This is a genomic window from Deminuibacter soli, assembly GCF_003412455.1.
Classification (GTDB): domain Bacteria; phylum Bacteroidota; class Bacteroidia; order Chitinophagales; family Chitinophagaceae; genus Deminuibacter; species Deminuibacter soli.
The window spans coordinates 63,375-90,326 of record NZ_QTJU01000014.1 but is presented as its reverse complement, the minus strand read 5'-3'; the positions used below and the strand labels follow the sequence as shown (position 1 = coordinate 90,326).

Here is a 26,952-nt window from a genome sequence, read left to right as displayed (position 1 = left end):
TTAATGTTTAACTTTAATCTCACTCCGTTCCCGATTGCATAAAAAATTGCCTGTTGATAGGATCCTAACAACGTACATGCTTCAATCCCTACGCCCGGTATTTCTTCCTGATCATTTAAAATCAATTGTATGCGTACTATCTCCGCTATTCTTGCGGCAAAGGGGCCGTTGTCAAATACCATGGAGGCAAGCGCTACCGTGCTCGAAGCCCTTGGATTGATGCAGTGTTTGAATACCCAGTTTGTAGTGGTGATGCGTTGCGGCAAATATGCCGGCGTGTTTACCGAAAGTGATTACACCCGTAAGGTAATTCTGCGCAACAGGCATTCGCACAATACCTTGCTGCACGAGGTGATGACAGCCGATTTGCCATTTGTATCTGAGCTGGATACCGCAGGACATGCGATTTTGATGATGAACCTGTATAAAACCCGCTACCTTCCCGTGTTTGAAGACTTTGCTTTCTCAGGCATGATTACCTTCAACGACCTGATGCGCGAAGCCATGCGCGACAAGGAGTTAATGCCCTTTATGGAAGAAACCATACTCAGCAGGTCTGCATCAGAAAGCATGAGCAGGGACGCACTGTATTAAGCAGTTCATTTGCTTGCAATAAAAATTCCGGGTGAAATATGCGGCGCAGTGCCGTAGGGATAATCATATAAACAGAACAGCGGTTACTGTATCACCACTTCGCGAACCATTTGTTCGCCCATTACTTCATTTACCCTTTCTATAATCTTCTTCTTCTGGTACATCAGCTCCTGCTTCAGTGGGCCTACATTTGTTTTGATAAACAGGGTGTGGTTTACAATCTGTACTTTCTCCGTGTACTTGGCAATGGTTTTACCCATAATCTGCTCCCATAATTCTTCTATCTGCAGGGCACGGATACCGTTCTTCAGCTGGCTTTTGTTGAGGAATTTTTTGATGGCTTCGCCGATGGTAAGTTCAGACATGGAACAAAGATAGTCAGATGTTTCAGAGTTTCAATGTTTCAAAGTTCCAGAGTTTCAAAGTTTCAGAGTTCCAATGTTCCAGAGTTCCAAAGTTCCAATGTTCCAGAGTTCCAATGTTCCATTTGGTGCCTAATTGAACTATTGAACAATTGAACTTTTTGAACAATTGAACCATCCAAACAATTGAACCATCCAACAGATTGAACCTTCTTCACAGCTCGATGATCCCGAATGGTACGGCGAGTTGTTCGAGCGCGATATGCAGTCGGTCATGATGCGTGTCGGTAATAAATACCTGGCCCTGTTCTTCTGTACATACTTTGTGCAGGAGGTTGTGCATGCGTTGGGCGTCGAGTTTTTCGAATACATCATCGAGCAGCAGCAGGGGGGCAAAGCCGTTGTGCTGTTTCAGGGTAATAAATTCGCCCAGCTTCAGGGCAAACAGCAGGCTTTTGCGCTGGCCCTGCGAGGCAATGGATTTAAATGGCTGTTCGCCCATTTTCATCACCAGGTCGTCTTTGTGAATACCGGCACCGGTACGCTGCAGGTACAGGTCGCGCTGGCGGTTTTGCTGCAGCAGGCTGGCGAATGACTGGTTATTCAATTGGCTGTCGTAATTGAGGGTTACACCATCGTTGCTGCCTGCAATGGATTGGTATTGCGCCTCCACAAGCGGGATAAACTCAGCGGCGAATTTTCTCCGTTCTGCGTAAATGTCCTGGCCTTTAGCGTACAGCTGTTCGTCGAGAATATCGAGCAGGGCCTCGTCGAGGCGGCGGTGCTCGGCTGCTGCTTTCAGCAATCCGTTGCGTTGCTGTAATATTTTGTTATAATCGATCAGTTGCTGCAGGTAGCCGGCAGAGAGCTGGGCCAGCAGGGTATCGATCATTTTACGGCGTTCTTCACTGCCGCCGGTAATGAGCTCGGTGTCGTCGGGCGCAATCATTACACAAGGATAGCGGCCAATGTGCGAGGAGAATTTTTTGTACTCGCTATCGTTCAGGTAAAATTCTTTCTTGTTGTTCTCGCGCAGTATGCAAACCAGTTTCGCGGTTTCGCCGTTTTTCTCGAACAGGCCTTCAATACGCAGTCCCTGCATGCCGTGGTGCACGCTCTGGCTGTCGGGCCTGGAAAAATAGCTGCGGGTGAAACAGAGGTAGTAAATAGCGTCGAGCAGGTTGGTTTTGCCGCTGCCGTTGGGGCCGCTGATACCGGTGACCCGGTTGGGAAACTGAAACTGCTGGTATAAATAATTCCTGTACTGTGTAACGGTTATGTGCGGCAGATACAACATAAAGCTGCAAGTTAGCCCTAAACAGCCAAACAGGGGCGGGGATAAAATTCACAAACAGGATATTTTTAACCATTAACCCCTATATTTGCCCCTCAAATTTTAATACCGTGGCTACCAAGTTTTCAAAAGAGACATATTTATACTGGTACGAGCTCATGCAGCTGATTCGCCAGTTCGAGTTAAAGGCAGAGGAAATGTATAAAATGGCCGGTAAAATTCGCGGTTTTTTCCACGCTTACATCGGTCAGGAAGCCATTGCAGCAGGTTGTATGACTGCAACACGCCAGGAAGACCCATTTATTACGGGTTACCGTGACCATGGTCTGGGTTTGGCGAAAGGTATTTCTGCCAATGCTGGTATGGCCGAACTGTATGGAAAAGCGACCGGTTGTGCGAAAGGCAAGGGTGGCAGTATGCACTTTTTCAGTAAAGAGCATTATTTCTACGGCGGACACGGCATTGTAGGTGCGCAGATTGGTACAGGTGCAGGTTTGGCTTTTGCTGAGCAGTACCGCGGTACAGACAATGTGGTGCTGTGTTTCTTCGGTGACGGTGCTGCCCGCCAGGGTTTGCTGCACGAAGCGTTTAACCTGGCCATGCTGTGGAAGCTGCCGGTTGTATTTATTTGTGAGAACAACAACTACGCAATGGGTACTTCAATTGAACGTACTTCAAACGTGGTGGATATTTATAAACTGGCCGATGCTTATGAAATGCCTGCTGATAAAGTAGACGGCATGAGCCCTGAGGCCTGTCACAATGCGGTTGCCCGTGCGGTAAAACGTGCGCGTGAAAAAGGCGGCCCTACTTTGCTGGAAATGAAGACTTACCGCTACAAAGGCCACTCAGTTTCTGATCCCCAGAAATACCGTACCAAAGAAGAAGTGGAAGAGTACAAAGGCAAAGATCCTATCCAGGTGGTATTACAAACCATTCTTGACAACAAATTCGCTACCAAGGAAGAAATCGCTGCGATTGACGCACGCATTAACGCCGTAGTGGAAGAAAGCGTTAAATTCGCTGAAGAAAGCCCATGGCCGGATGACAACGAATTGCTGAAAGATGTGTATGTAGACCAGAACTATCCGTTTATTGTTGACTAAGCGGAGTAACCTTATCATCTCTTATAAAAACATACTGTAAATTTTATGTCTGATAAACAAGTGCAGGAAGTTGAAGTAAATGAAGCGCTGGTTAAAGCGCAGAGTTTCTGGCACAAATATCAAAAGCCTGTTGTTTCGATTGCAGTTGCTGCAATAGTAGTAGTAGGCGGCTATTTCGGTTACCAGAACCTGGTAGTGAAACCGAAAGAAGAAAAAGCCGGTGAAGCCATATACAAAGCCCAGGAATATTTTGCAGCCGATTCGCTGCAGAAAGCCCTGAACGGAGACGGATCCAGCAAAGGCTTTTTGTATGTTGCACAAAACTATGGCGGTACTAAAATCGGTAACCTGGCTAAATATTATGCCGGTGTAAGCTATCTGCACCTGGGCGATTATGCCAATGCCATTAAATTTCTGAAAGATTTCAGCACAGACGCCAAACAGGTACAGATGATGGCCTACGGCTGTTTGGGTGATGCTTACAGCGAGCAGGATAAAAAAACAGAAGCAATTGAGTACTACACCAAAGCTGCTTCTACTTTTGAAAAAGATGAAACCAATTCATCTGAATACCTGTTCAGGGCAGCCTTGCTGACCGAGCTGTCTGGCAAAAACGAAGAAGCGCTGAAATTGTACAAACAGTTGAAAGAGAAATTTCCAAGAACAGATAAAGGTTTCCAGGCAGATAAATACATTTACCGCCTGAGCATCGAAAAAAACGACTTTAGCGTAAAATAATGGCAACAAAAGGAAATACGGCATTAAACGAAGGCATCCCTCAGTTGAAGGATGCCTTTGTAGTTATGGTGAAAACCGAGTGGAACGCAGCGATCATCAACAAGCTGGAAGCTGGCGCAAAAAAGATATTCAAGGCACAGGGTATCAAATTCAAAACCATTACCGTTCCGGGTGCTTTTGAAATACCGTTTGCCATTAAAACCTATGCAGAAAGCGAACAGCCTGCTGCGGATGCATTCATTGCATTCGGCACGGTAATACGTGGCGATACCCCGCATTTTGACTATGTATGTAAAGCCGTAACAGACGGCGTAGTGTCACTGAACCTCACGCTGGATACACCCGTTATATTCGGTGTATTAACCGTAGAAAACGAACAGCAGGCATTGGAGCGCGTAGGTGGCAAACACGGTCACAAAGGCGAAGAAGCAGCCGTTACCGCAGCGAAAATGATTGAGCTCACCAGGAAGCTGAGAGGAGGCAAGTAGGAACAATTTGGGAATTTGAAAATTTGAAAATGTGCTAATGAAAAGAATGGCCTGATGGCTATGTATTCATTCACTATTGACTATTCTCCAAAGGAGTCCTATGGACACTACTCACCCGTGCGTTGTGCTTACTTACCACTCACTACTCACCACTCACCACTCACTATCATGAATGTTCAATTATTTATTCCCTGTTTTATAGATCAGCTGTACCCGTCGGTCGCATTCAATATGGTTAAAGTATTGGAGAAGGCGGGGTGTACAGTGCAGTACAATACCAACCAAACCTGTTGCGGTCAGCCGGCATATAATGCAGGCTTCAGGAATGAAGCCAAAGAAGTGTGCACCAAATTTGTGAAAGACTTCAGTGGAGCCGATTATATAGTGGCACCCAGCGCCAGCTGTACCGGGTTTGTGCGCAATTATTACCCGCAGCTGTTCAACAACTCCTCTATGCACAACGAAGTGAAAACACTGGGTGAGCGTACGTACGAGTTGTCTGATTTTTTAATCAATGTACTGGGTGTTGACGACCTTGGTGCAAGACTGGATGGCAAAGCCACCTACCATGACAGCTGTGCTGCCCTGCGTGAATGCAAAATCAAACAGGAGCCGCGCAGGTTGCTGCAAAAAGTAAAAGGACTTGAACTGGTAGAAATGAACGACGTGGAAACCTGCTGCGGCTTTGGCGGTACATTTGCCGTTAAGTTTGAACCCATCAGCATTGCCATGGCCGATCAGAAAATTACCAATGCCGCCGCCACAGACGCGCAATACCTCATTAGCACAGACATGAGCTGCCTGATGCACCTCGATGGCTACATCAAACACAAAGGCAGCAACCTGAAAGTGCTTCACCTGGCCGAGGTGCTTGCCAATGGGTGGTAAGGAACTGTTTAAAGTTTAAAGTTTACTGTTTAAAGTTCACAGTATATATTATAAAGAGGTTAACGTTAAACTTCAAACGTTAAACCTGAAACAATCAAACAATTCTAACCAATAACAATATCTCTCCATGTCACACTGGCTTATCAAATCGGAACCTTTTAAATACAGTTGGGATCAAATGGTGAAAGACGGCGTTACCTTTTGGGATGGCGTGCGCAATTACCAGGCCCGCAACAATCTCCGTTCTATGAAGAAAGGGGATAAGCTGTTTTTTTATCACAGCAATGAAGGCATGGAAATAGTAGGCATTGTACAGGTAGCCAAAGAAGCTTACCAGGATCCTACAACGGATGACACTAACTGGGTAGTAGTGGATGTAAAGCCCGTAAAAAAACTGAAAAAACCGGTTTCACTGGTGCAGATGAAGGCAGACGAAAGACTGGCCAATTTTGCACTGATACGCCAGGGCAGGTTATCTGTTTGCCCGGTAACGGATGAAGAGTGGAAAATTATTATGGAACTCGCAGGCGAAAAAGCAAAATAAATCAGCTGTTGTACCTGCACCTGTTGCAGCAATAAACTTTCACCGATGGCAAAGAAAAAACTGGTTGTATTAACAGGTGCTGGCATCAGCGCTGAGAGCGGTTTGCGTACCTTCCGCGACAGTGATGGATTGTGGGAAGGGTATAACATTGAAGACGTGGCCACACCGCGCGCCTGGCGTAAAGATCCGCAACTGGTGCTTGATTTTTACAACTACCGCCGCCGTGATGTACTGGCTGCGCAGCCCAATGCAGCGCACACGGCCCTTGCTGCCCTGGAACAGGATTTTGACGTACACATCATTACCCAGAACATCGACGACCTGCATGAGCGTGCAGGCAGCACACATATACTGCACCTGCATGGTGAAATTCTCAAGATGCGCAGCGAACGCGATGAGACACTGGTAACCGGTATTACAACAGATATAACGCTGGGGCAGCTGGCCCCCGATGGCGCACAGTACCGCCCGCATATTGTATGGTTCGAAGAACCTGTTCCCCTTATTGAAGAAGCCGCGGAAATTACATCTACCGCCGATATACTCGTTATTGCCGGCACATCGCTGGTCGTGTATCCTGCTGCCGGTTTACTGCATTATGCACGCAAAGGCATCCCCAAATTTATCGTTGATAAAAAAATCCCGCACACCAACGTGGTGATCACTCCCATAGAAGCACCTGCAACGGAAGGCATGCAACAGCTGCAGGTGATGCTGAAACAGTACCTGTAATCAGGTAATTTTATCTATCATTTGACGGATTAGAGGAATTTGTCATGCATTCTTTTGGTAGGGTTATCATTCTTATTTAACATTGTTACAATATGTCTTTGCCCATAACAGAACCCTGTTGCAAAGGCTACCCTTAAAAAAACAGAATGATGCCCTTCAAACCTACGGGGAAAGTTGTGTATTGCCGATACGCAATGTCTTTCCTGCTGCTGCTTATCATAGGTATTAGCCAGGCGTTTGCAGGTGAAACACCTGGCAGCAAATCTGCTTCTCCTTCTTATGTTTCCGCGCTGTTTCAGAAGATACAGGATAGCGGCCGTTATGCAGGCAGGCTCGACGCCAAGGCACTTACCAGTTTGCCTGTAGGCATTCCCAAAGAAATTAACGGCCAAACCTATATCATCGGCATCGACAGTGCCCGTTTTACCACGAAAGGCGGTTTTTTCAGCGTATACATTGAGTTGCCTGTTCCGGGTACAGATAAAACTATGGCCTTTGGCGCCAAGAATGTTGCCTTTAACCCGGGCGGCATTTCACTGAGCACCTCTACCAAACTCATCCTGCTTTCAGCCGATACCATTGCATTAAACGATCATGTTGACCTGCTGCTGCCTGCTGATGGCAGCAACTATGTGGAATGGGACTGTAACGGCTTTAAAGACGTGAACCTGCATGGCCAGTTTCGCTTTGATTCGGGCATGATAAAACCGCTTGACCACAATGGTTATGTATCGGCTGATTTTTCGGTAAATGCCAAAGACATTCACAACATACTTGCTACCGTAAACATTGCCCCCTTTGCGTTAACCAGTGTACCTGATTTTACGTTTAAGGTAACCAATGCCGTGGTAGACATGAGCGATATTGCCAATCCCGCCAGCATGCCGCTTTCGGGGCTGGATGTGAAAGGCGAGGATGCGATGTTGTGGCGCGGTTTTTTTCTGCAGGATTTGGAAATAAGCCTGCCCACACAGTTTACACAAACCAATGGCAAGCGCCCGGTGATCAGTGCCAAAAACATGCTGATCGATGACAACGGCGTGTCGGGTGATTTTGCAGTAGAAAACCTGGTACAGCTGGGGAATGCATCGGCAGGCGGCTGGCCTATTTCGATTGATAAAATCGGCGTAAGCTTTAAACGCAGCCAGGTAAGCGCCGGCACACTGGCGGGTTTAATGCAGCTGAGTTTTTTGAGTGAAGATACCTTGCGTTACAGTGCCACCATGGGCATGCAGGATAATGACCTGAGTTATGCGTTTAGCATTACCACCACTGCAACCCGCAACTACAACTGGTTTGGCGGCACGCTTACACTTGATAAAAACTCAACTGTTACACTACAGAAAGTAAAAGACGATTTTGTAGGTGGTGCCGTGCTCAACGGTAAAATGAGCATCAACAAAGGGCTGCTGAATGTACCGGATGTAGCTTTTCAAACACTTACGCTGTCTACCCAGAAACCTTACCTGCGCAGCGGCGTATTCAAACTTGATGGCAAGCTTGGGTTTTCGATGGCCGGCTTCGGCATATCGCTCGATTCGCTGCAGCTGGGTTTGATGAACGGACAGGTAGCCATTGGCGCCAAAGTGAAACTGAACCTGATGGATGGGGCTGATAAAAGCTTTACTGCCAGTTCATCGTTTGTAGTGACCGCCAACCAGGTAGAAAAAACACAGACCGTCCAGGTAGGCAAGGAAACCATACAAAAAACCAGCACCAGCTGGAAGTTTGATAAAGTAAAGATCAATGATGTTGCGCTAACCTGCGATGTGCTTGCGTTTCATTTAAAAGGCAGCTTAACGCTGTTTCAGCAGCACCCGGTTTACGGCAACGGTTTTAAAGGCAACCTGGAGTTTAACATACCCGGCTTAATACCCGAAGCGCGCGCCAACATGTACTTTGGTACAAAAGATGCTTACCGCTACTGGCATGGCGATTTGTATGTGTCTACACACCTGTCTGTCGGCATGCTGGAAATAACCGGCCTCATGGGTGGTGTATCGTACCATATGGAGCGGCCGCCGGCATTCGATCCCTTCAAGGCACAGGCCACCGTGAAAGACAGCATGATCAATAACACCGAAGTCTTTGCCTATGTACCCTCTGCAGATGCAGGACTGGGACTGATGGCCGGTGCTTCGCTGGCGCTAAGCGGGGCCAATACACTTGTTAACGCCAACGCCATGCTTGAAGTGCAGTTCGGCACCAACGGTTCGTTCCGTTATGCGCAATTCGACGGGGCTGCATATGTGTTGAGTAAACCGGAGAAGCCGCAGAATATACAGGACACAGTGGTTAAAACCAGTGCACCCATTTGCGGCAAGCTGTACATGCGTTTTGATAAAACCAACAACACCTTTAATGCCAACCTCAAAATATATGTAAACGTATACGGCATCATCAGGGGCACCAATGCCAATAACCTGATGGGCGAAGCAGTGATGTATTTTTCACCTGATGACTGGTGGGTATACATTGGCAAACCTTCGCAGATGATGGGACTGACCATTGCCGATATTGCCACCGTTCAATCGTATTTCATGATTGGCAGCAAGGTAGAGAACATGCCGCCACCGCCTCCTGAAGTAACCGGTGTGCTCACGGGCATTAACGCCGACTTTATGCAGGCAGAAAACGCCATGTCTAAAGGTCAGGGCATGGGCTTTGGTGCACATTTTAAAGTAGGTTTCAACTTCGACAAAGATGGCATACCCATCTACGCCTCGTTTGGCATAGGTGCGGGTACCGACATATTGCTGCGCAACTATGGCGAGGCACGTTGCAAGGGCAGTGAAAACCCCATTGGCGTAAACGGATGGTATGCATCGGGCCAGGCATATGCATACCTGCAGGGCAAGGTAGGTATCAAAGTAAAAATATTCGGGAAGAAGAAACGCTTCGATATTGTAAACCTCGCTGCTGCTGCGTTATTGCAGGCCAAGCTGCCCAACCCATCGTGGATGCAGGGAGCTGTGGGCGTAAAGTATTCCATACTCGGCGGTCTCATCAAAGGATCGGCCAGCGTGAAAGTAACCATCGGTACGGAGTGTGAAATAGTAGGTGCCCGCGAAATAGAACTGCAGGTCATCAGCGATATTAAACCAGACAGCAATTCAACCAATGTAAGCGTATTCGCCACACCGCAGGTGGCATTTGCACTGCCGGTAAACAAAGCCTTTTCGATGATGAACAACGACGATGAAATGGCTACTTACCGCGTGCAGGTAGATGAGTTTAAATTATCAGATGCCAAAACCGGTGTTATCAGCAGCACAATGACATTAAGCGATGATGCCACCTCAGCATCACTCAACCTGCGCGATATATTACCGCCCAACAGCAGTTTAACCGCATCGGTAAAAGTGCACTTCGATAAACAGAACGGCGCAGCCTGGGCTCCGCTGGTAGAAGAAGGTGTAGTGAATTATGAAGTAAAAGCAGCAACCTTTCAAACAGGCGAAGCACCGGATAATATTCCCTGGGAAAATGTGGCTTACTGTTACCCGTTGAAACGGCAGTATAATTTTTATCCCGGCGAGTACCCGAAAGCCTATATAAAACTGAAACGCGGCCAGCCTTATTTGTTTGCAGGAAAAGACGACAAGGGCAGCTGGAAAGTACAGGCGCATTTTCAAACACCACAGGGTGCAACCGCCGATGCACCGGTAAGCTATGATGCAGCCAATACACAGGTAAACCTCGATTTGCCCAATGGTTTGAAAGCAGCATCCATTTATCATTTTTCATTACTGCGTTTGCAGACAGATGGTGTGCAGGCAAAAGACAATATTACACAGGCAACGCATACCGATAGCGGTAATGATGATACCACCACCATCACGCAAACCAAACTGAAAGGCGTAGCCATGTCGGGCGGCAGTAAAGTGATGCTGGAAAACGATTTCCGCACCAGCCGTTACAGCAGCTTTACGCAAAAGATGAACGCCTTTGCCAATGCCTATGATGTGTTTGATGTGGCAGAGGGCTATATCAGCGTAATAGGTAAACGTTTTGATGCACCGGAAACATTCGACCGCTATGAATTGAACAGCGATGCAACATTTAATACCCTGCCGCTGGTAAGCGCAGCAGCATTGCCGCAGAACAACTGGCTGCAGCAACAGCTGATGCCGCTGCTGTATAATGGGTATCCGTTTGTAGCCGATTTAACCATTACACACAGGGATACTGCTATATCGGGCGGCATACCACCAATGCGTGCCGTGCAAACCTATAACAACGATGACCAGGGATACGATTTAACCGATGACGACATATCCGAAGGGCAGGCTGCCAGCAAACCGGGCCGCTGCAGGGTGATGTATTATGTTTCGTACGTAGGTAACATGGATTACCACGAGCTGCTGAACAAGGCTACCGATAATGTGCTGGCAGGAAAAGCGGCATTTATTAATAACCCGTCTGTACAGCGTTTGCTGGTATCGAAATATGTTGACCTGCAGTCTAAGCAGGATTATCCTGTGCAGTTAACTTATCGCTTGCCGGGCACCAGGCAGGTAACCTCTTCGGTACAATACAAAATTCATTTTTACTAATGCAAATACTGCATCACTATATGAGAAAAACAGTGGCTACAGGCATGTTGTTATGGATATTGGGCAGCACAGTTGCGCAGGCACAGGAAAACGGTATTACTGCACTGGCAAGCGCCAGGAAAGACCGCATTGTGCTGCGCTGGGTGCCTACCAGTTTCGTGGTATGGCAGCTGGGCAGCAAGTATGGGTATAAAGTAGAGCGCTTTACCATTGCACGCGACGGCAAACTGCTGCTTACCGACAGCATTAACAAGCCTTCGCAGCCCGTGGCCTTGCTGGAACCCTATACGCAGATGCAGATGGATAACCTGTCGCGTACGGATGATAAGGTCGCGATTGTACGGGAAATGATATATGGTGAAGGGCAAAAGAATGTATCTCCCGACAAAGGCATCGGTGCATTTTTAGAAAACAGGAATATACAGGACTGGCGCATGGGCATGGCCTTGCTGGCCTGTGATTTTTCCAATGCTGCCGCACGCAGCGCAGCGCTGTATTACGAAGATAAAAATGTACGGCCCGGTGAACGTTACGGGTACCGCATTTCTGTGGCCAGGCAGCCGGTGAATGCGCATGTAGACAGTACGGTGGTAGTGGCTTCACCCGATGAGCCTTCTTTTTTGCCGCCGCCGCGTGAGTTCAGGGCCGATTTTACCAATGGGGTAGCCGTGCTGTCGTGGTATACAGCCATGGACAAAGGCATTTATTCTGCTTACATCATTGAACGGTCAACAGATGGTAAAAACTATGCACCGGTAAGTGAACTGCCTGTAATGCCGGTAGAGGCCAATAAACAGTCTGGCGATTCGTATTATAAAGATTCGCTGGCAGATAACGAAACACACTATTATTACCGCATCAAGGGCCTCACGCCATTTGCAGAAACTGGTCCGTACTCGAAAATAGTAGACGGGCAGGGACTTTCAACACTGGACAGGCCCATCGTAGATTCGATAGGCATCATTAGCAATAAAACCGTATACCTGCAATGGCTGATGCCAGCCTCATTAAAAGGACAGGTAGCGCAGATACAGGTAACCCGTGCGCCTGCCATACAGGGGCCATATACACAGGTAAATACACTGCCGCTGAATACAACGGCAACGCAATACATCGATCAGCACCCGCTCAGCAATGCCTATTACCGTTTGAAAGTAGTAACCAAACGCAAACAAACCGTATACTCCTTTCCCTACTTTGCACAACTCATCGATACCATAGCGCCCGCCAAACCGGAAGGGCTGGCCGCCACTATCGACAGTGCGGGTATTGTACAGTTGCACTGGGCATCCAACAAAGAAAGTGACTTACAGGGCTACCGCGTATTCAGGGCCAATGCAGCTACGGAAGAGTTTACTGAAGTTACACAACATATCTGTGTACCCGCCAGGTATGCCGACACCGTGAATATTCATACACTTACCAAAAAGGTGTATTACAAGATTATTGCAGTAGATAAAATGTTCAATACCTCGCCATATACAGATTCCATCGTATTGAACAGACCGGATATTATACCTCCTGCCGCACCGCTGATGACCAGCGCAGTAATAGTTGATTCGCTGCACGGCATACAGCTGCAGTGGAACAACAGCAGCAGTGATGATGCCGTGCGTTACGCATTACTGCGTACCAGTAAGCAGCATCCGGCAGATACCATAAAAGTGGCAGCATGGGATTCGGCACATGTACCTATTGCTTATACCGATACAGCCCTGGTAATGGGCAGCACCTACAGCTACCAGCTGCAGGTATGGGACGATGCAGGTAACAGTGCAGCTGCACGCAGCCATGATGTGCTGTTTGAAAACGGCAGGCGGCCAATGATACAACCCTTTGCCGCAGCAGCCAACAGGGACAAAAAGACCATTGAGCTAAACTGGCAGTGTAACAGGAAAGATGTAAAGCATTTTGTGGTTTACCGCTCTAAAAGTGATACACCCTTTATACTGTTTGCCACACTGCCTGAAGGCACAACCGCATATACAGACAAAGCCATTTTCATCGGCAATACCTATCGCTATAAAGTAAAGGCCGTTTTGCAAAACGACCTGGTTACTGAAATGAGCAAGGTTGCTGAAGTTAAATTTTAATAGTGACTATGAAAACATTGCATTTTGCAAAGGTGTTTTTGCTCACCGTTTCATGCATGGGCATAGCGGTTTTTGCTGCAGCGCAAAACTGCTCCAGGTATGTGAGCATTTTTTCAGATGCCCAACTGGCAGGTGCTGACTGGAAATACAAACATTGTTGTGCGGATTCTTACAAGAATGAAGGCAATCCCTATTATACGAATTTGCCTGCGTACAACAACAAACTCATGTATATCGACCCGGATATACCTGCCGGTACACCCAGTTATTATTTCCCCACCTGGAACCCTACCATGGGTAATGATTGTACCGGGGGCAATGTATGTATATCTACCACCAGCCCGGGACGTGTATTTACCGGTGGCAGTTTCAGGAAAGCCAACGATGTAAGGGTTGTGTACAAATATGATAATCCATATTATTCGCAGGGCAATGCAGCGCAGCAGCCCAAGGGAGTGGAAAATGGAAGCTCGGTAATTTCCGGTACTGATATTACGTCTTTCTGGTTTTCACCATATAACAATGGCGTTGGTAACAAAATCATCTGGCTGGTAGATTTATGGAATGAAGACTGGGGCCGTAACCACAGCGCACACGAGTATCATTTTGCCTATAGCAGCTTTACCATTACCGTTGAACGGGGGCCCAGCTGGAAAACCAATGTGCCTTTTACGAACGTATGTGCCAATGATAATACGCAGTACAACCTTGCATCTTATGTAGACAATGCTTCCGGTGTAACATTTACGGTTGATAACAACAGCACCCCTGTAACTTATTATCAGCCCAGTGCGTATGCGCCAGGCGTGCAGCATACTATTACGCTGCATAAAACATATGCCAATGGAGCTTATGCCAAAAACCTGGTGGTAACCACCCTGCAGGCCGCACCTGTGGTAAACACGGGCATGATTATCCGCAAGAATTCCTGCGGTGATGTAAACGGACTGGTAAAGAACGGGCGTATCACCATACCTGCCGGGGCTATCACTACATCGCCTGCAGGCAGCAATATACGCTGGATACTGAAAAAAGGAACCAATGCCAGCCAGCCCTGTAAAATTGATTTTTTGCAGCCTTCTTCATCTGATTGCGGTGTAATTGAACAATGGAGCCAGGGTAATGTGCCTTCAACCAGTGCTATTGTGATCAATAACCTGCCGGCAGATTCGTACAGTTTGTGGATTGTGAACGCAGGCGAAACAAGTGGCAATTGTTACCAGGCTATCCCGGAAACCATCGGGCTTTATCCTGATCTGCAGATAGCAGTAGATAATAACCCTGCACAAACACACACCATCAGCTGTTACAATGCAGGCGACGGACAGATACGTGTGAGTGCCGCCGGTGGCGACCTGGATGCAGCGGATAATGGCAGCTACCTGTTTTCATTAACGAAAAACGGGGTGCCTGTGAATGCTTCAATAGTGGCGCAGGACGCAGGCAGCATTACCTGGGGTGGCCTTGCAGCCGGAGATTATGTAGCAACAGTAGACAATGCCTGCCAGCCTTCAAAATCAGTACCTGTTACACTGGCTGATATTGTACCTGTAAGCGGCTCTGCCAGTGTACAGGACCCTACCTGTACTGCACCTGCCAACGGCAGCATTACAGCGAATGCAACCGGGGGCGCAGGTAACTTTATTTATACCCTGTATAACAACGACAATAATACACAGCTGGCACAGGTAACTGCAGCGCAGCCGCAGTATGTATTCAACGGCCTGCCTGCAGGCAATTACCGGGTAGTGATCACCGATGCACTGCATCCCGCCTGTACAGGCTACAGTACAGTAAAATCGCTGGCGCCTGTAGTGGCATTAACACCGCAGCTTATCCAGCAAACCAATGCAAGTTGTGCCGGTTATAACGATGCATCACTGTCGTTCAGCGCTACAGGAGGCACACTCAGCTACCGGTATACGCTTACCGGCGGCAGTTATAATACAACCAATACTACCGGTGCATTTACCGGGCTTTCAAAGGGTGATTATCAACTGGTGCTGAAAAACAGCAATGGAACCTGTACAGATCAGCAAACAGTAGTATATACCATTAGTGAACCGCAACCTTTGGCAGTTACGCTGCAGGCAACCAACGTAACCTGTAACGGCGATGGTGACGGTGTAGTCAGCAGTACTGCTGGTGGTGGCTCAGGTAATTATTCCTACACCTGGCAAGCTTACCAGGGCAGCAGCTGGCAAACAGATAATTTTAATAGTGGTACAGATTATTCATCGCTCGCGCCGGGCAGGTACCGCCTGGTACTCGGCGACCGCAACAGCAATGCGGCATGTATAGTGGTGTCTGAAGAAAAGATCATTACACAACCTGCTATCCTCAATATAAGCCAGGTTGTTATCAGCGAAGCAGTTTGCCTGGCGGATGGTGCACCGGTTGCACTAACGGTGACCGGGGGCAATGGCGGCAACCAGTTTTTTTATAACAATGGTGCTGGGCATACCGCTATTGCAGCGGGTGAAGCTTTACACCAGTCTGGCGACTATATTTTTAAGGTGGTTGACCAGAAAGGATGTGCGTATGAGCAACCGCGTTCCTACACCGTTACGTTGCCGGATGCAGCGCTGAGCTTTAGTTCAACAGCAACAAATGTATCGTGCAATGGCCTTAGTGATGGAGCGCTTATCGTAACACCAACCGGTGGTAACGGGGGCATTTTTACAGGCTACCAGTTTAAAATTAGCGGTACCGGTTATAACAAGCCATATGCTGCAATAACGGGGTACAGCCAGCTACCGGCCGGCAGTTATGTGGTTACCGTGAAAGATGGCAGGGGCTGCGAAGTGCCGCAAACCATAGCCATTACGCAACCGCAAACACTGCAGTTTGCATCGGTCAATGTAAACATTGCCTGTTATGGCAATGCAACCGGCACTATTACACCTGCTGTTACCGGCGGTACATTGCCTTATGCTATTTCCCGCGACGGAACAGCGGTAAACAATAACCAGGCGATAACGCAGTTGCCTGCCGGTGATTATGTGTTTCATGTAAAAGACAGTCATGGCTGTACGGTTGATAAAACAGTAACCCTGGTAAACAGTTATGCAGCTTTAAAAGAAACAGGCATTTCGGTATATGATATTCATTGCCGCAATACGCACGGCCATGTCGCTATCCAGGCAAGTGGCGGTGATGGTAACTATCACTATGAATGGTCAACAGACAATTGGAATACCGCACACAATTACCTGTTAACCGATAGCCTTACTGCAGGCAACTATGCTTTCAGAATTACAGACGGGCAGGGTTGCGTTACGCCCGTACAGGAATCTGTTTCTATCACAGAACCGGGTACTGCGCTGGCTTACAGCGAAACCATATCCAACTATAATGGCGTAAACATTGCGTGTTATGGCGGTGCTACCGGTTGGATTGAAGTGAATGCCACCGGCGGTAATGGAGCACCGTATAACAACAATTATATGTATGCCCTCAATAGCGGGGCATATGGTACAACGGCACGGTTTGAAGGGCTTACAGCAGGGAATTATACGGTATATGTAAAAGATGACAGGGGATGTATTGTACAGAAACCATTTACATTGGTGCAGTCTGCAGCATTGCTTAACCTCGGCTATACGCAGCAGCACATTCAGTGTTTTGGTGAGCATACAGGCAGCATTGCCGCAACAGCGGCAGGAGGTACTGCGCCTTACCAGTTCAATCTTTCCGGCGCAGGCTGGGGCAATAATGGCAGTTTTGCGCAGCTGGCTGCAGGTACTTACCAGCTGCAGCTGAAAGATGCCAATGGTTGTACCGCAGCAAATGACGTAACACTGGTAAACAGCTTTCCCAAACTGGAAATAGCCAGCGTGCAGTTCAGCGATATAGTTTGTTTCAATGATAAGGCAACGATTGCACCTGCTGTAACGGGTGGTGACGGCCAGTATCATTACTGGTATGCTGCCGATGGCGGAAGTTACCGGGAACAAACCATCACCAACCAGTTTACCTCTGCGGTATATCAATTGCAGGTGCGTGATGGCCAGGGTTGTGTAGCCGATGCAGGGCGCCGGTTTGAAGTAACTGCCCCGGTGCAGGCGCTTGATTTTGCCTATGTCTTATCTGACTATAACGGTGTCAATATTTCGTGCTATGGTGGCAGCAATGGCTTTGCCACGCTCACGCCATCGGGCGGTAACGGGGCAGATTATACTGGCTATACTTATGCACTGGATAACGATGCATATGCTGCTGCGAACCTGGTTGAACACATCAATACGGGAGCACACACCCTGCATGTGCGGGATGCACGTGGCTGTACGGTGGCCAAACAGGTAACGCTTACACAAAGCAGCCTGCGTTTAACCATATCGGTTGTACGCATACAAAACGTAAAATGTGGCAACGATCAGAACGGCCGTATCGAGGTAATGGGACAGGGAGGCTCAGGTCAGCTGCGGTATTCACTCAACGGTGCACCGGCACAGGGTTCACCTGTGTTTGATAACCTGGCTGCAGGTGATTATGTAGTAAGCGTGCTGGATGTTAATAATTGTAACAATGATATAGCAGTGTCGGTTAAAAGCGCTTATCCTGCCATTGCTGTGAATGGGTTACAGGCAAAAGACATTGTATGTTTTGGAGATAAGGGACAAATTAATCTCAGCGCTTCAGGCGGTAACCAGCAATACAGTTTTGAATATGCGCTGCAGGGCGGCAACTACCAGCCTTTTCCGCAGGATGCCAGGTTTGATGCAGGCAGTTATACCGTACGGGTAAAAGACGGCGCAGGCTGTTATTCAGCAGAAAGTAATGTGCTTACTATTACAAGTCCGCCCGCTGCATTGGATGCTGCTACTGCTTCTACAGATTATCATGGTGTAAATATTTCGTGTTATGGTTTGCAGGACGGTGGAATTGCCGTAAGCGCGTTTGGTGGTAACGGCGGAAGTTACAGCGGTTACCAGTATGCACTGAACAATGGTACTTACCAGGCCGAAGCAGCATTTGCCGGTTTAGGCGAAGGCAATTATATAGTGTATGTGAAAGATGCCCGTGGTTGTACCATACAGCAGCAGGTACAATTGCGCCAGCCGCAACAGCCACTTGTACTGCAACTGCTGAACCAGACTGATGTGGTTTGCGCAGACAGTCTTACCGGCGTGCTCCAGGCCGGCCCTGCAGGTGGTGTGCAGCCTTATCGTTTTGCGTTGGGCAGCGACTGGCAGAACAGCAACAGCTTTTCCGGTTTGCACAGTGGTGTTTATACCATTCGTGTACAGGATGTAAACGGCTGTGTTGCTGCATTACAGGCAACTGTTAAAGATTTATACGATCCTGTTGCTGCTGCCGTTACCAACAAGGCAGTGAGTTGTTATGGCTTGTCAGACGGGGCCCTGCTTGCAACAGTAAGCGGTGGCGATGGCACTTATACGTATAGCTGGCAGAACAAGCCTGCTGCTTCATCGCAATTGCTGAATATACCTGCAGGTACTTACGGGTTAACGGTTACCGATGGTCACCATTGCAGCAGGAGTTACCAGTATGAAATTACGCAGCCTAAAGCGCTGGGCATGAAAGTGAGCGCGCAACCCATATGCGAAGACACCTATGCCGGTATAATTAACGCAGTGGCTACAGACGGTACATTACCTTACCAGTTTTCGCTTGATAAAAATACCTGGGCTTCCACACCCGTATTTGCAGGATTACCTACCGGCAATTATTCGGTCACAGTGAAAGATGCGAATGGTTGTGTGGTAACGAATGATATCGCCATTGTGAAGAACAACATAAAGCCTGATATCAACTTCCTGGTAGCGAGCAGGCAAAATGCAAGGGATACACTGGTGCTGAAAGAAATCAGCAGCCCGGCACCTGATTCGGTAACCTGGGCTTTCGATCCCCTGGCGATTGTTGTAGGTAATAACCCCGATTCGCCACGCATACGTTTTGCACAGGATGGACAGTACTGGGCAGCCATGACCGGCTATTTCAGCGGTTGCGCATATACATTGAAGAAAACCATTTTTGTTAACCCGTACGATGCGAATGCAGGCCCAAGTTATATAGTGCCGGTGAGCATTATTGATACTGCCGGTTTGTATCCGAACCCCAATAACGGCCAGTTCCGCTTTCATGTAAAATTAAACCGGAAGCAATCGGTGATTGCCTGCGTTATCAGCAGCACCGGCACCTGGATGGCCAGGCAGTCGTATGACAGAACAGATTTGATTGACGATAATATGTCGCTGGGAACAATCCCGTCGGGCACTTATATTTTCCGCATTATTACGGAAAATGAAAGCCGCGACATTATGTTCCTGGTAGGCAGATAAACCCGGCCAGAACCCTTATTAAACGTGTACTATGATACGTGCGACCCTGTATGTAAACGCGCTGAAAAGCGGTGTGCTGCTGTTGCTTGGTTGCGTTTGCAACTACGGCTTGCATGCGCAGTCGCTTGACCAGCTGAGCCTGAAAAAAGGCATTACCATGAATGGATCTATTGCAGCCAATACTGTTGGATATGCCGCATCGGGCATTGACAACCGTCGCGATCCGTTTACCTGGTATGCCAGCGGCAACCTGAACATTGTTGCTTTTGGCTATGCCATGCCTTTCAGCTTCAGTTACAGCAACCAGAACCGCAGCTATTCGCAGCCTTTTAACCAGTTCAGGTTTGCGCCCACCTACAAATGGGCGAGGGCTACATTCGGCACATCGGGCATGACGTTCAGTAACTATACGCTGGCAGGTCACCTGTTTAACGGCGTTGGTATAGAGTTAACCCCGGATAAATGGCATGTGTCTGCCATGTACGGCAGCCTGCAAAAAGCAGTTCCGTACGATGCAACCAATAAGGATAGCTACAACAGGGCCGCATTTGAGCGCAAAGGATATGGTACCAGGGTAGAATACAATGACAGGGGTAATAGCTATGGCATCGCTGTATTTCATGCAAAGGATGATCCTGCTTCCATACCGTTTATACCGGCTGATGCTACTGTTACGCCACAGGAAAATTTAGCCGTGGCGTTTACGGTAAAACAAAATATCGGCAAACATCTTTTCGCTGACCTGGAATATTCTGTTTCTGCACTTAACCGTGACATACGTTCCGGTACAAAAGGGGCAGATACTGCTGTGCCTTCCTCCAATTTGCTCAGCAGCTTTTTAAAATCAACCGGCTCTACCCGCTATTTCGATGCAATACAAGCCGGTGCAGGGTATAAAGGCAGTTTTTACAGTTTGCAGCTGCGGTACGAACGGGTGGCACCTGATTATACCACGCTGGGTGCCTATAACGTGGTAAACGATATGCGCAACATTACCGTAGCACCCTCCGTGCAGTTATGGCGCAATAAAATCACACTTTCAGGCAACGCAGGCATACAAACCAACAACCTCGACAAATCAAAAAGCAGTGCCACCAAACGCTGGGTAACTGCCGGCAACATCAATTTTATACCTGAAGAGCACTGGATGATGAGCGGCTCTTATTCCAACTTCAGCAACTATACCCGTGTAAGGCCGCTGGTTGATCCGTATTTCAACAACCAGCTGGATACGCTGAACTTTTACCAGGTAAGCACCAGCTATAACACCATGCTGATGCACTGGTGGGGCAATAAAGAGCAAAAGCAAACCATTACACTTACCGGCGCCTACCAGCGTGCAAGTGAAAACAGCACACAGTCAGATTCAGTATCACTCAGTAATTTTTACATGACCAATGCGGCATATGCCTACAATTTTATACCGCAGAACCTCACGTTAACATCAGGCATTAACTATTATATCAACAAGGCGCCGGGCCTGCGCACCACATTCGCCGGGCCTACCATCAGCGTAGCCAAAGCCTATTACCAGCAACAGCTGCGTACTTCACTGGCGGGTACGTACAATGTTACCAAAGCCACGGTTGCAGGGGGTGTTGCTACCTCTTCCGGTGTGTTCAATACTACGCTAACGGCCAATTTCTCGCCCAGGCCAAAGAAAGAGGAAAAGCATGTACGCGGGCATAGTACCATCGGGGCATCGCTTGCACTGCTGCACAGGCAGGCAGCAACAGGTGCACCCGCATTTACTGAATTTACCAGCAATATTAACTACGTATACAGTTTCTAATGTATCACAACGCTTCATACCACCCGAAACCTGCTGAAAAAGCTACCGACCGTCAACCAATGCGGCTATTGCGCTGCGTGCTGCTGGGCATACTGTTATTTGCCCTTGCGTGGCAGCCTGCAAAGGCGCAGGGTATTTACCCGGTAACTGCCAGCACACAGATAGTACCGCCTTACAGTGTTTACCTGCCCGACTATGCTGTGCCCGGTTCTGACAAACTGCGCGTGATTCTTGTGCAGAACGATTTGTCGCAGCCCAGTTACCAGGTGCGTTTGCGCCTGCGCGTGGAAATGAATGGCAGACTGATTATGCAAACTGCTGCCGGTTTTATGCCACAGCCTATTACCTTGTCGGCAGGAGTGCCCACCATTATCAGCGGTGCTGAACTGAGTGCTTATCTTGACGACCGCAATATAGAATTCACCGGCGGCTTCAGCAGGGACAGCTACCTGCAATCGAAAGCCCTGCCTGAAGGTGCTTACCGCATTTGTTTTACTGCCTACGATTACCGGCGTGCCGATAATGTTCAGGTGAGCAATGAAGGATGTAATATTTTCTATTTCCAGAAAAGTGATCCGCCGCAGCTGAACCTGCCGGTATGTAATAGCCGCGTTACCATGCTTAACCCGCAGATGGTCACGTTTAGCTGGAGCAGCCGTAATACACCCAACCCAATGCCGGGTGCAGGTACAGAATACCAGTTTGAATTGTTTGAGGTGCGGCCTGCAGGCAGCAACCCGGATTATATTACGCAAAGCACCAAACCGGTGTTCAGTGCAGTAACAGAATCGCCGCTGCTGATATATGGCCCGTCTGAACCGCTGCTGCAGGATAGCATGCAATATGTATGGCGTGTACAGGCCAGGGATAAAGATGGCCGTGCATTGTTTTCCAACAACGGGTACAGTACCAACTGCACCTTTACTTATGCCGGTTTTGATCCGTTTACAACGTACAATATCACGAAACCCGATCTGCATGCGCAGGCCACCGGCGAGCGAACCGCGCATTTGTACTGGCAGCCCGCCACTACCGGTGCCGGGTATAAAACAGAAGGTTTCCGTTTGCAGTACCGCGCCAAATCTGCCGACCCTAAAACAACATACGACTGGTTTTCAGAAAGCCTGACAGATACCGCTTACAACTTATACAGCCTTGAGCCGGATCACGATTACGAGGCACGTCTGCAATGGAAGGTATCGGGCGTATATGGTCCGTACAGTGACCTGGCACCATTTCATACCAACCCGCTTACAGTGTACCGTTGCGGTGAAGAAGGCGGCCCTGTTGCAACAGGTACAGGCAAGCCGTTAAACGCACTCATAAACGGCATGATCGTAAAAGTGGGCCAGTTTGATATGCAGGTATTGCAGGCCCAGGGTGGCAATGGTGTATTTACCGGTTACGGTTCAATCACTACGCCTATGCTGGGCTTTAGCCTGGGCGTTCAGTTTAAAAACATCACGATCGACGAAAACAGTGTAATGACGCAGGGTGAAGTAATGGCACTAACCAATGGCATACAGGAGCTGAAAGATGCCGTGAAAGCAAAACCCAAACCTGCTGCAGCCGGCAGCACGCCGCAGCAACAGCTGCTGGATTTGCTGGGCGAACTGGCCAACCTGGATATTACCGACAATATCAGTGATATCAAAGATATCGTGAATGATGTGAAAGCACTTGAATCGCAGCTGCCGCCCGATCAGAAAGAAAAACTGGACAATGCTGTAGCAGCCATTGTTGAAGCAAAGCAGAATTACGACGATGCACAGAATGCCTATAACAATGCCGCCAGCAACGACGATAAAAAAGCCGCGCAGCAAAAAATGGACGCCGCGCAAACCGCCTTTATGCAGGCGAAGCAAAGTATTGCCAGTGTTAGCGCAGAATATGCTGCTATGACTGGTACCTGGTATGAGCGTGCGCGGGGCTTTCTTGGAGCTTACAAAGGCGGAGATTCAGATATGCACACGGCCAAAAGCTGGCATATGCAGGTAGATAGCGCAATGAATATTGTAAGAGGCATGGACAATGTACCTGACAGCCTCATTCAACAGGCAATACAGGCTGCAGATGCAGCAAAAGAGGCATGGACTGCATTGGAAAACGGAAGTGCATCACCGGCATCTGATGAAGCAACTAAGGGGCCCTCTCTGGATGTTTGGGATAATTTGTATTCACCGGAAGCTATACGGCTTGCAAGGGCTGAAATAGATGCTATAGAAGCTGCAGCTGATTTTTTAGATGGTAATCAGGATAAAATACTCACTGAGTTTACGTCGTTGGGTAACCCAAGTGATATTGTGTATACACCTGACGGCAGAAAATATGAAACAAACGGAACTGCTGCCACTTACAGTGTCGAAGTAAATGGCACACTTTCCGCTTTTGTTTACAATAAAGATAAAATAAGGTATATCGCAGCATATACTTATGACAGGGCTACGAACAAGCGAACGAGATTTAGTGGTTATGTGAAGGAGACAATAGTCAATATATGGGACAAGAAGGATTCTACTTTCAGTTTCGAAAAAGCACGACGTTTAGGTTATGTATTTGATATTGATAATGTGTGGAGATTGGTAATAAAGAATGCAGACAAGGTTGAAATGATGCAGAAATATTTCGACACCTATGGAGATATACTAACCAATAATGATTCCACAACAAGGAGAGAAATATTGGAGTTATTGTCTAAACTGCCAGGGTACATACTGATTATTGACAAGGACCAATATTACATCGGATACCGGGACCTGATGAAACTGAAGAAGCACTTGGAAGAAATCTTAAAACTGGTAAATCGTAATGTGGTTCGGTTGCAGGAGCTGATTGACAATTACAAAAAAGTGAAGGCTGATAAAACCGCCGACCAGATATGGACTGAACGTGCCGCAATAGTAGCTAAAATTGTAAGCGCTGGCTTGTCAAAATATGTGCCTACGCCTTTAGATGAAGCCAGGTGTGAGATTACCAAGTTGCTGGAAAAATGGAAAGTGTCTTTTACCAATGAAAACAATCATGTTGCGGCACTAGGTAATTTTGAATCATTAACCACGCAGCAGCGTTTGGATTTGCTCGACATCATGTACGATGCTTCTGATTTATATACTTCTGCCTGGGGGGTAAGCGGTACTAATTGTGGACTTGCCAACTTTGGGGAAGAAATTGTAGATGCAGTATTGAAATTCGCAAGTAATGAGGACAAGGTTCAGATCATTAAACATTTCCTGGCAAATCCTTCTATGATTAGCAGGTTTTACAAAATGATCGATAATAAAATGCCTTTCCCGATACCTGATGATAACAACTTCGATGTCTTTATCAGGGAAGTAATTAAGGCCAATTCGGCTTACCGGAAATCTTTGGGGCAGAAGCCAACTGATCCGGCCCTGGGTACAGCCGGTGCTACTAAAATTAAAACCATCCTGTGGCAGGGCAAAACATCGGCAGAACTTATAAAATATGTTACTGTTAATGATAAGGGCCAGCTACAGATTGCGCACATCGGGTTGGATTTATCGCCGGAAAAGGTGCTGTTGCCTTTGATTATGCCAATGGCTTCAGTGAAAACCGTAAAAGTTGAGTATTCAGATCCGATAGATCCGCTGGAGACGGTGAACCTGGTGATACCAGAACCCAATGAAAGTTATTTCCCAGAACTGTCAACAAATCCTTCAGATTATCCCATTACCATTCCTGTGCCAGCGCTTTCTGCCGCGTGGATGGTTAATAAGACTACCAATGCGCGCATTCAAACAGGGATTGATCTTGCGTTGATTGCGCTTTCTGCAGGAGAATATGGTGCTGCCAGAGGTGCATTGCAGTATATATGGATTACTGCTAAAATAGCAGTACCAACATTTGACGTGTTCCTGAAATCAGATGAAGGACACAATTTCATCAGAAAGGCATATGGGCTGAATAATTTAAAAACTGGTACAAAGGAATATGATTCATGTTTGAAGAAGGCCGATAAATTTATTGAGCGGTATGCATACTTTACAATGGCGGTAAACCTTGGCGCAGTGGGTGAGGGTATTTACACGTCCTATAAATCTGTGCGGAGCGGCCTGGATGATATGCGCATGGCAGATGCATTGTCTGACGCAGAAAAAGCCAAATTGCAGAATATTGAAAATGAACTGCAGAGCTTTGATGATGCACTCCCATCTAACTTTAAATGGAGCCGCGTGGCCAGCAAAGCAGATGAGTTAATTGATGCTTATTATGATGCTTCGCTGAAAATATTTAAAAATGCAATGAAGGCCGATAAGGCTTATTTAAGTATTGTGCCGGGCAAACAGCTAATTGCGTTCACCAACTATGCAGCGGCCTATGTAGTAAAAACTGCCAGGGATGCTACCAAGGTAACTTATGTTGCTTTTAAAGAATACATTGCTGCAAGGAATGCTGCCAGGGTAGAAGAAGAACTGAATTCAATACTTGCATTGTTTAAAGATGCAGATGTAGCAACCGAAAGTAATTATAACCAAATAGTAGCGTTATTTAAGCAGGTACAGGATGAAGGTAAAATGGCAGAACTGCTTGCAAAAATGCCCGCTGAAAAATGGAATCTTGTGGCCAAATTTATTCCTGAACTTAAGCAGGTTGAAAGTGTGGTGGATGACTTGAATGCAATGGGCTTACTGGAGAAGTTCCTGGATGATCTCTCGGTGAGCGAAAATTTTGGCAATTGGATAAAAGCCAATGGGAAAGATGGAATTGGTTTATGGAAGAAACTTGCATCAGCCGGCAGAACAGGAGTGAGATCGGATGTGGGGGCACTTGAAGCAATTAAAAAGATCAGGAAAAATCCTATGCTCAGCAAATTTGAGGGGATGGAAGAAGATTTGCTTACGTATTCAGGTTGGAAAAATAATGGCGTTGCCAAATCGTACCAGGAAGTGCTGGAAAATATCGATGCCTTTTTAACACAGCTGGGCAAAGCCAACATTGAATGCGAAAACTGTACTTATTTATTCTCCAGGTTTGAAACGGCCGCCAATAATGACAAACAAGCGGTGTATTGGATTATGGACGATATTGCGCGTGATGGGAAAACTTTCTCCAATAAAACAATACAAATTGAGTATAGAATACAGGAGGGTAAGCGTATTGATGTGCGTATTGCAGGTGAGGATACATGGATTGAATACAAGTGGTATGCAGGGGATGAAACCGTTGATGCCGGCACATTCGTCAATGAGTTTATCAGTAGGGATCTGAACTATATACCAGATATAAACAAGTTGCAATGGCGTATCAACGGACAAAAGCTTAGCAGGGAAAAAGTTTTTGACTATCTTACTTCCGCAGAAGGGCGAAAAGCACTTAATTCGTTAACCAACGAACGGAAAGCAATTTTGTTTGGAAACGATTTTGATTTGGTAGAGGGTGTAACGAACGAGGACATTAATACATTTTTGAATAAATACTATTCTTCTATTTTTAAATAAG

General features: G+C 47.4%; 14 protein-coding genes. 12 read left to right on the top strand and 2 right to left on the bottom strand.

The genetic code is table 11. The annotated features are described in order from the left end of the window. The first annotated feature begins 129 nt into the window (after nucleotides 1-129). Entirely contained in the window at nucleotides 130-594 is a 465-nt protein-coding gene (locus DXN05_RS23145; RefSeq protein WP_116849692.1) for a CBS domain-containing protein, read from the top strand. An 83-nt stretch (nucleotides 595-677) separates the two neighbouring features. Here the strand turns inward: DXN05_RS23145 and DXN05_RS23140 are convergent, their stop codons facing one another. Beyond that, entirely contained in the window at nucleotides 678-959 is a 282-nt protein-coding gene (locus DXN05_RS23140) for a DUF721 domain-containing protein (protein WP_116849691.1), read from the bottom strand. 211 nt (nucleotides 960-1,170) lie between these two features. After that, on the bottom strand, nucleotides 1,171-2,253 hold the full coding sequence (gene recF / locus DXN05_RS23135; protein WP_116849690.1) for a DNA replication/repair protein RecF: 1,083 nt from the start codon (nucleotides 2,251-2,253) through the stop codon (nucleotides 1,171-1,173). Nucleotides 2,254-2,360: 107 nt separating this feature from the next. On the opposite strand from recF, the gene pdhA reads away from it, so the two are divergent. The 11 genes from pdhA to DXN05_RS23080 all read left to right on the top strand — a co-directional run bounded on the left by pdhA (nucleotide 2,361) and on the right by DXN05_RS23080 (nucleotide 26,951). Continuing rightward, nucleotides 2,361-3,356, top strand: coding sequence for a pyruvate dehydrogenase (acetyl-transferring) E1 component subunit alpha (gene pdhA, locus DXN05_RS23130; RefSeq protein ID WP_116849689.1), 996 nt, complete (start codon nucleotides 2,361-2,363; stop codon nucleotides 3,354-3,356). A 45-nt stretch (nucleotides 3,357-3,401) separates the two neighbouring features. Next, entirely contained in the window at nucleotides 3,402-4,094 is a 693-nt protein-coding gene (locus DXN05_RS23125; RefSeq protein WP_116849688.1) for a tetratricopeptide repeat protein, read from the top strand. Further along, complete coding sequence (ribH, locus tag DXN05_RS23120) at nucleotides 4,094-4,582, top strand: 6,7-dimethyl-8-ribityllumazine synthase (protein ID WP_116849687.1); 489 nt, start codon at nucleotides 4,094-4,096, stop codon at nucleotides 4,580-4,582. The genes DXN05_RS23125 and ribH overlap by 1 nt, the downstream gene beginning before the upstream one ends. Before the next feature lie 168 nt (nucleotides 4,583-4,750). Next, nucleotides 4,751-5,470: a (Fe-S)-binding protein gene (locus DXN05_RS23115; RefSeq protein WP_116849686.1), complete on the top strand. Its 720-nt coding sequence runs from the start codon at nucleotides 4,751-4,753 to the stop codon at nucleotides 5,468-5,470. Between the two features lie 127 nt (nucleotides 5,471-5,597). Further along, nucleotides 5,598-6,014 carry an EVE domain-containing protein gene (locus DXN05_RS23110; RefSeq protein ID WP_116849685.1) on the top strand — a complete coding sequence of 139 codons (417 nt, stop codon included), beginning with the start codon at nucleotides 5,598-5,600 and terminating at the stop codon, nucleotides 6,012-6,014. A 45-nt stretch (nucleotides 6,015-6,059) separates the two neighbouring features. Beyond that, nucleotides 6,060-6,746 carry an SIR2 family NAD-dependent protein deacylase gene (locus DXN05_RS23105; RefSeq protein WP_116849684.1) on the top strand — a complete coding sequence of 229 codons (687 nt, stop codon included), beginning with the start codon at nucleotides 6,060-6,062 and terminating at the stop codon, nucleotides 6,744-6,746. 194 nt (nucleotides 6,747-6,940) lie between these two features. Continuing rightward, nucleotides 6,941-11,302 (top strand): hypothetical protein, encoded by a 4,362-nt coding sequence (locus tag DXN05_RS23100; protein ID WP_116849683.1) that lies wholly within the window; start codon nucleotides 6,941-6,943, stop codon nucleotides 11,300-11,302. A 20-nt stretch (nucleotides 11,303-11,322) separates the two neighbouring features. Beyond that, complete coding sequence (locus tag DXN05_RS23095; protein WP_147314066.1) at nucleotides 11,323-13,395, top strand: fibronectin type III domain-containing protein; 2,073 nt, start codon at nucleotides 11,323-11,325, stop codon at nucleotides 13,393-13,395. Between the two features lie 8 nt (nucleotides 13,396-13,403). After that, a complete protein-coding gene (locus DXN05_RS23090) occupies nucleotides 13,404-19,700 on the top strand; it encodes a hypothetical protein (protein ID WP_116849681.1) in 6,297 nt (2,098 codons plus the stop codon). A gap of 31 nt (nucleotides 19,701-19,731) precedes the next feature. Next, complete coding sequence (locus DXN05_RS23085; RefSeq protein ID WP_116849680.1) at nucleotides 19,732-21,492, top strand: hypothetical protein; 1,761 nt, start codon at nucleotides 19,732-19,734, stop codon at nucleotides 21,490-21,492. After that, on the top strand, nucleotides 21,492-26,951 hold the full coding sequence (locus DXN05_RS23080; protein WP_116849679.1) for a fibronectin type III domain-containing protein: 5,460 nt from the start codon (nucleotides 21,492-21,494) through the stop codon (nucleotides 26,949-26,951). Before DXN05_RS23085 ends, DXN05_RS23080 begins: the two co-directional genes overlap by 1 nt. Nucleotide 26,952: the final 1 nt, after the last annotated feature.

What these genes read in the sequence shown, in the direction of transcription:
- DXN05_RS23100 (WP_116849683.1), top strand. Translation starts at nt 6,941, where the DNA reads ATGTCTTTCCTGCTGCTGCTTATCATAGGTATTAGCCAGGCGTTTGCA.
- recF (WP_116849690.1), bottom strand. Translation starts at nt 2,253, where the DNA reads ATGTTGTATCTGCCGCACATAACCGTTACACAGTACAGGAATTATTTA.
- DXN05_RS23110 (WP_116849685.1), top strand. Translation starts at nt 5,598, where the DNA reads ATGTCACACTGGCTTATCAAATCGGAACCTTTTAAATACAGTTGGGAT.
- ribH (WP_116849687.1), top strand. Translation starts at nt 4,094, where the DNA reads ATGGCAACAAAAGGAAATACGGCATTAAACGAAGGCATCCCTCAGTTG.
- DXN05_RS23125 (WP_116849688.1), top strand. Translation starts at nt 3,402, where the DNA reads ATGTCTGATAAACAAGTGCAGGAAGTTGAAGTAAATGAAGCGCTGGTT.
- DXN05_RS23090 (WP_116849681.1), top strand. Translation starts at nt 13,404, where the DNA reads ATGAAAACATTGCATTTTGCAAAGGTGTTTTTGCTCACCGTTTCATGC.
- DXN05_RS23085 (WP_116849680.1), top strand. Translation starts at nt 19,732, where the DNA reads ATGATACGTGCGACCCTGTATGTAAACGCGCTGAAAAGCGGTGTGCTG.
- DXN05_RS23140 (WP_116849691.1), bottom strand. Translation starts at nt 959, where the DNA reads ATGTCTGAACTTACCATCGGCGAAGCCATCAAAAAATTCCTCAACAAA.
- DXN05_RS23080 (WP_116849679.1), top strand. Translation starts at nt 21,492, where the DNA reads ATGTATCACAACGCTTCATACCACCCGAAACCTGCTGAAAAAGCTACC.
- DXN05_RS23145 (WP_116849692.1), top strand. Translation starts at nt 130, where the DNA reads ATGCGTACTATCTCCGCTATTCTTGCGGCAAAGGGGCCGTTGTCAAAT.
- DXN05_RS23095 (WP_147314066.1), top strand. Translation starts at nt 11,323, where the DNA reads ATGAGAAAAACAGTGGCTACAGGCATGTTGTTATGGATATTGGGCAGC.
- DXN05_RS23115 (WP_116849686.1), top strand. Translation starts at nt 4,751, where the DNA reads ATGAATGTTCAATTATTTATTCCCTGTTTTATAGATCAGCTGTACCCG.
- DXN05_RS23105 (WP_116849684.1), top strand. Translation starts at nt 6,060, where the DNA reads ATGGCAAAGAAAAAACTGGTTGTATTAACAGGTGCTGGCATCAGCGCT.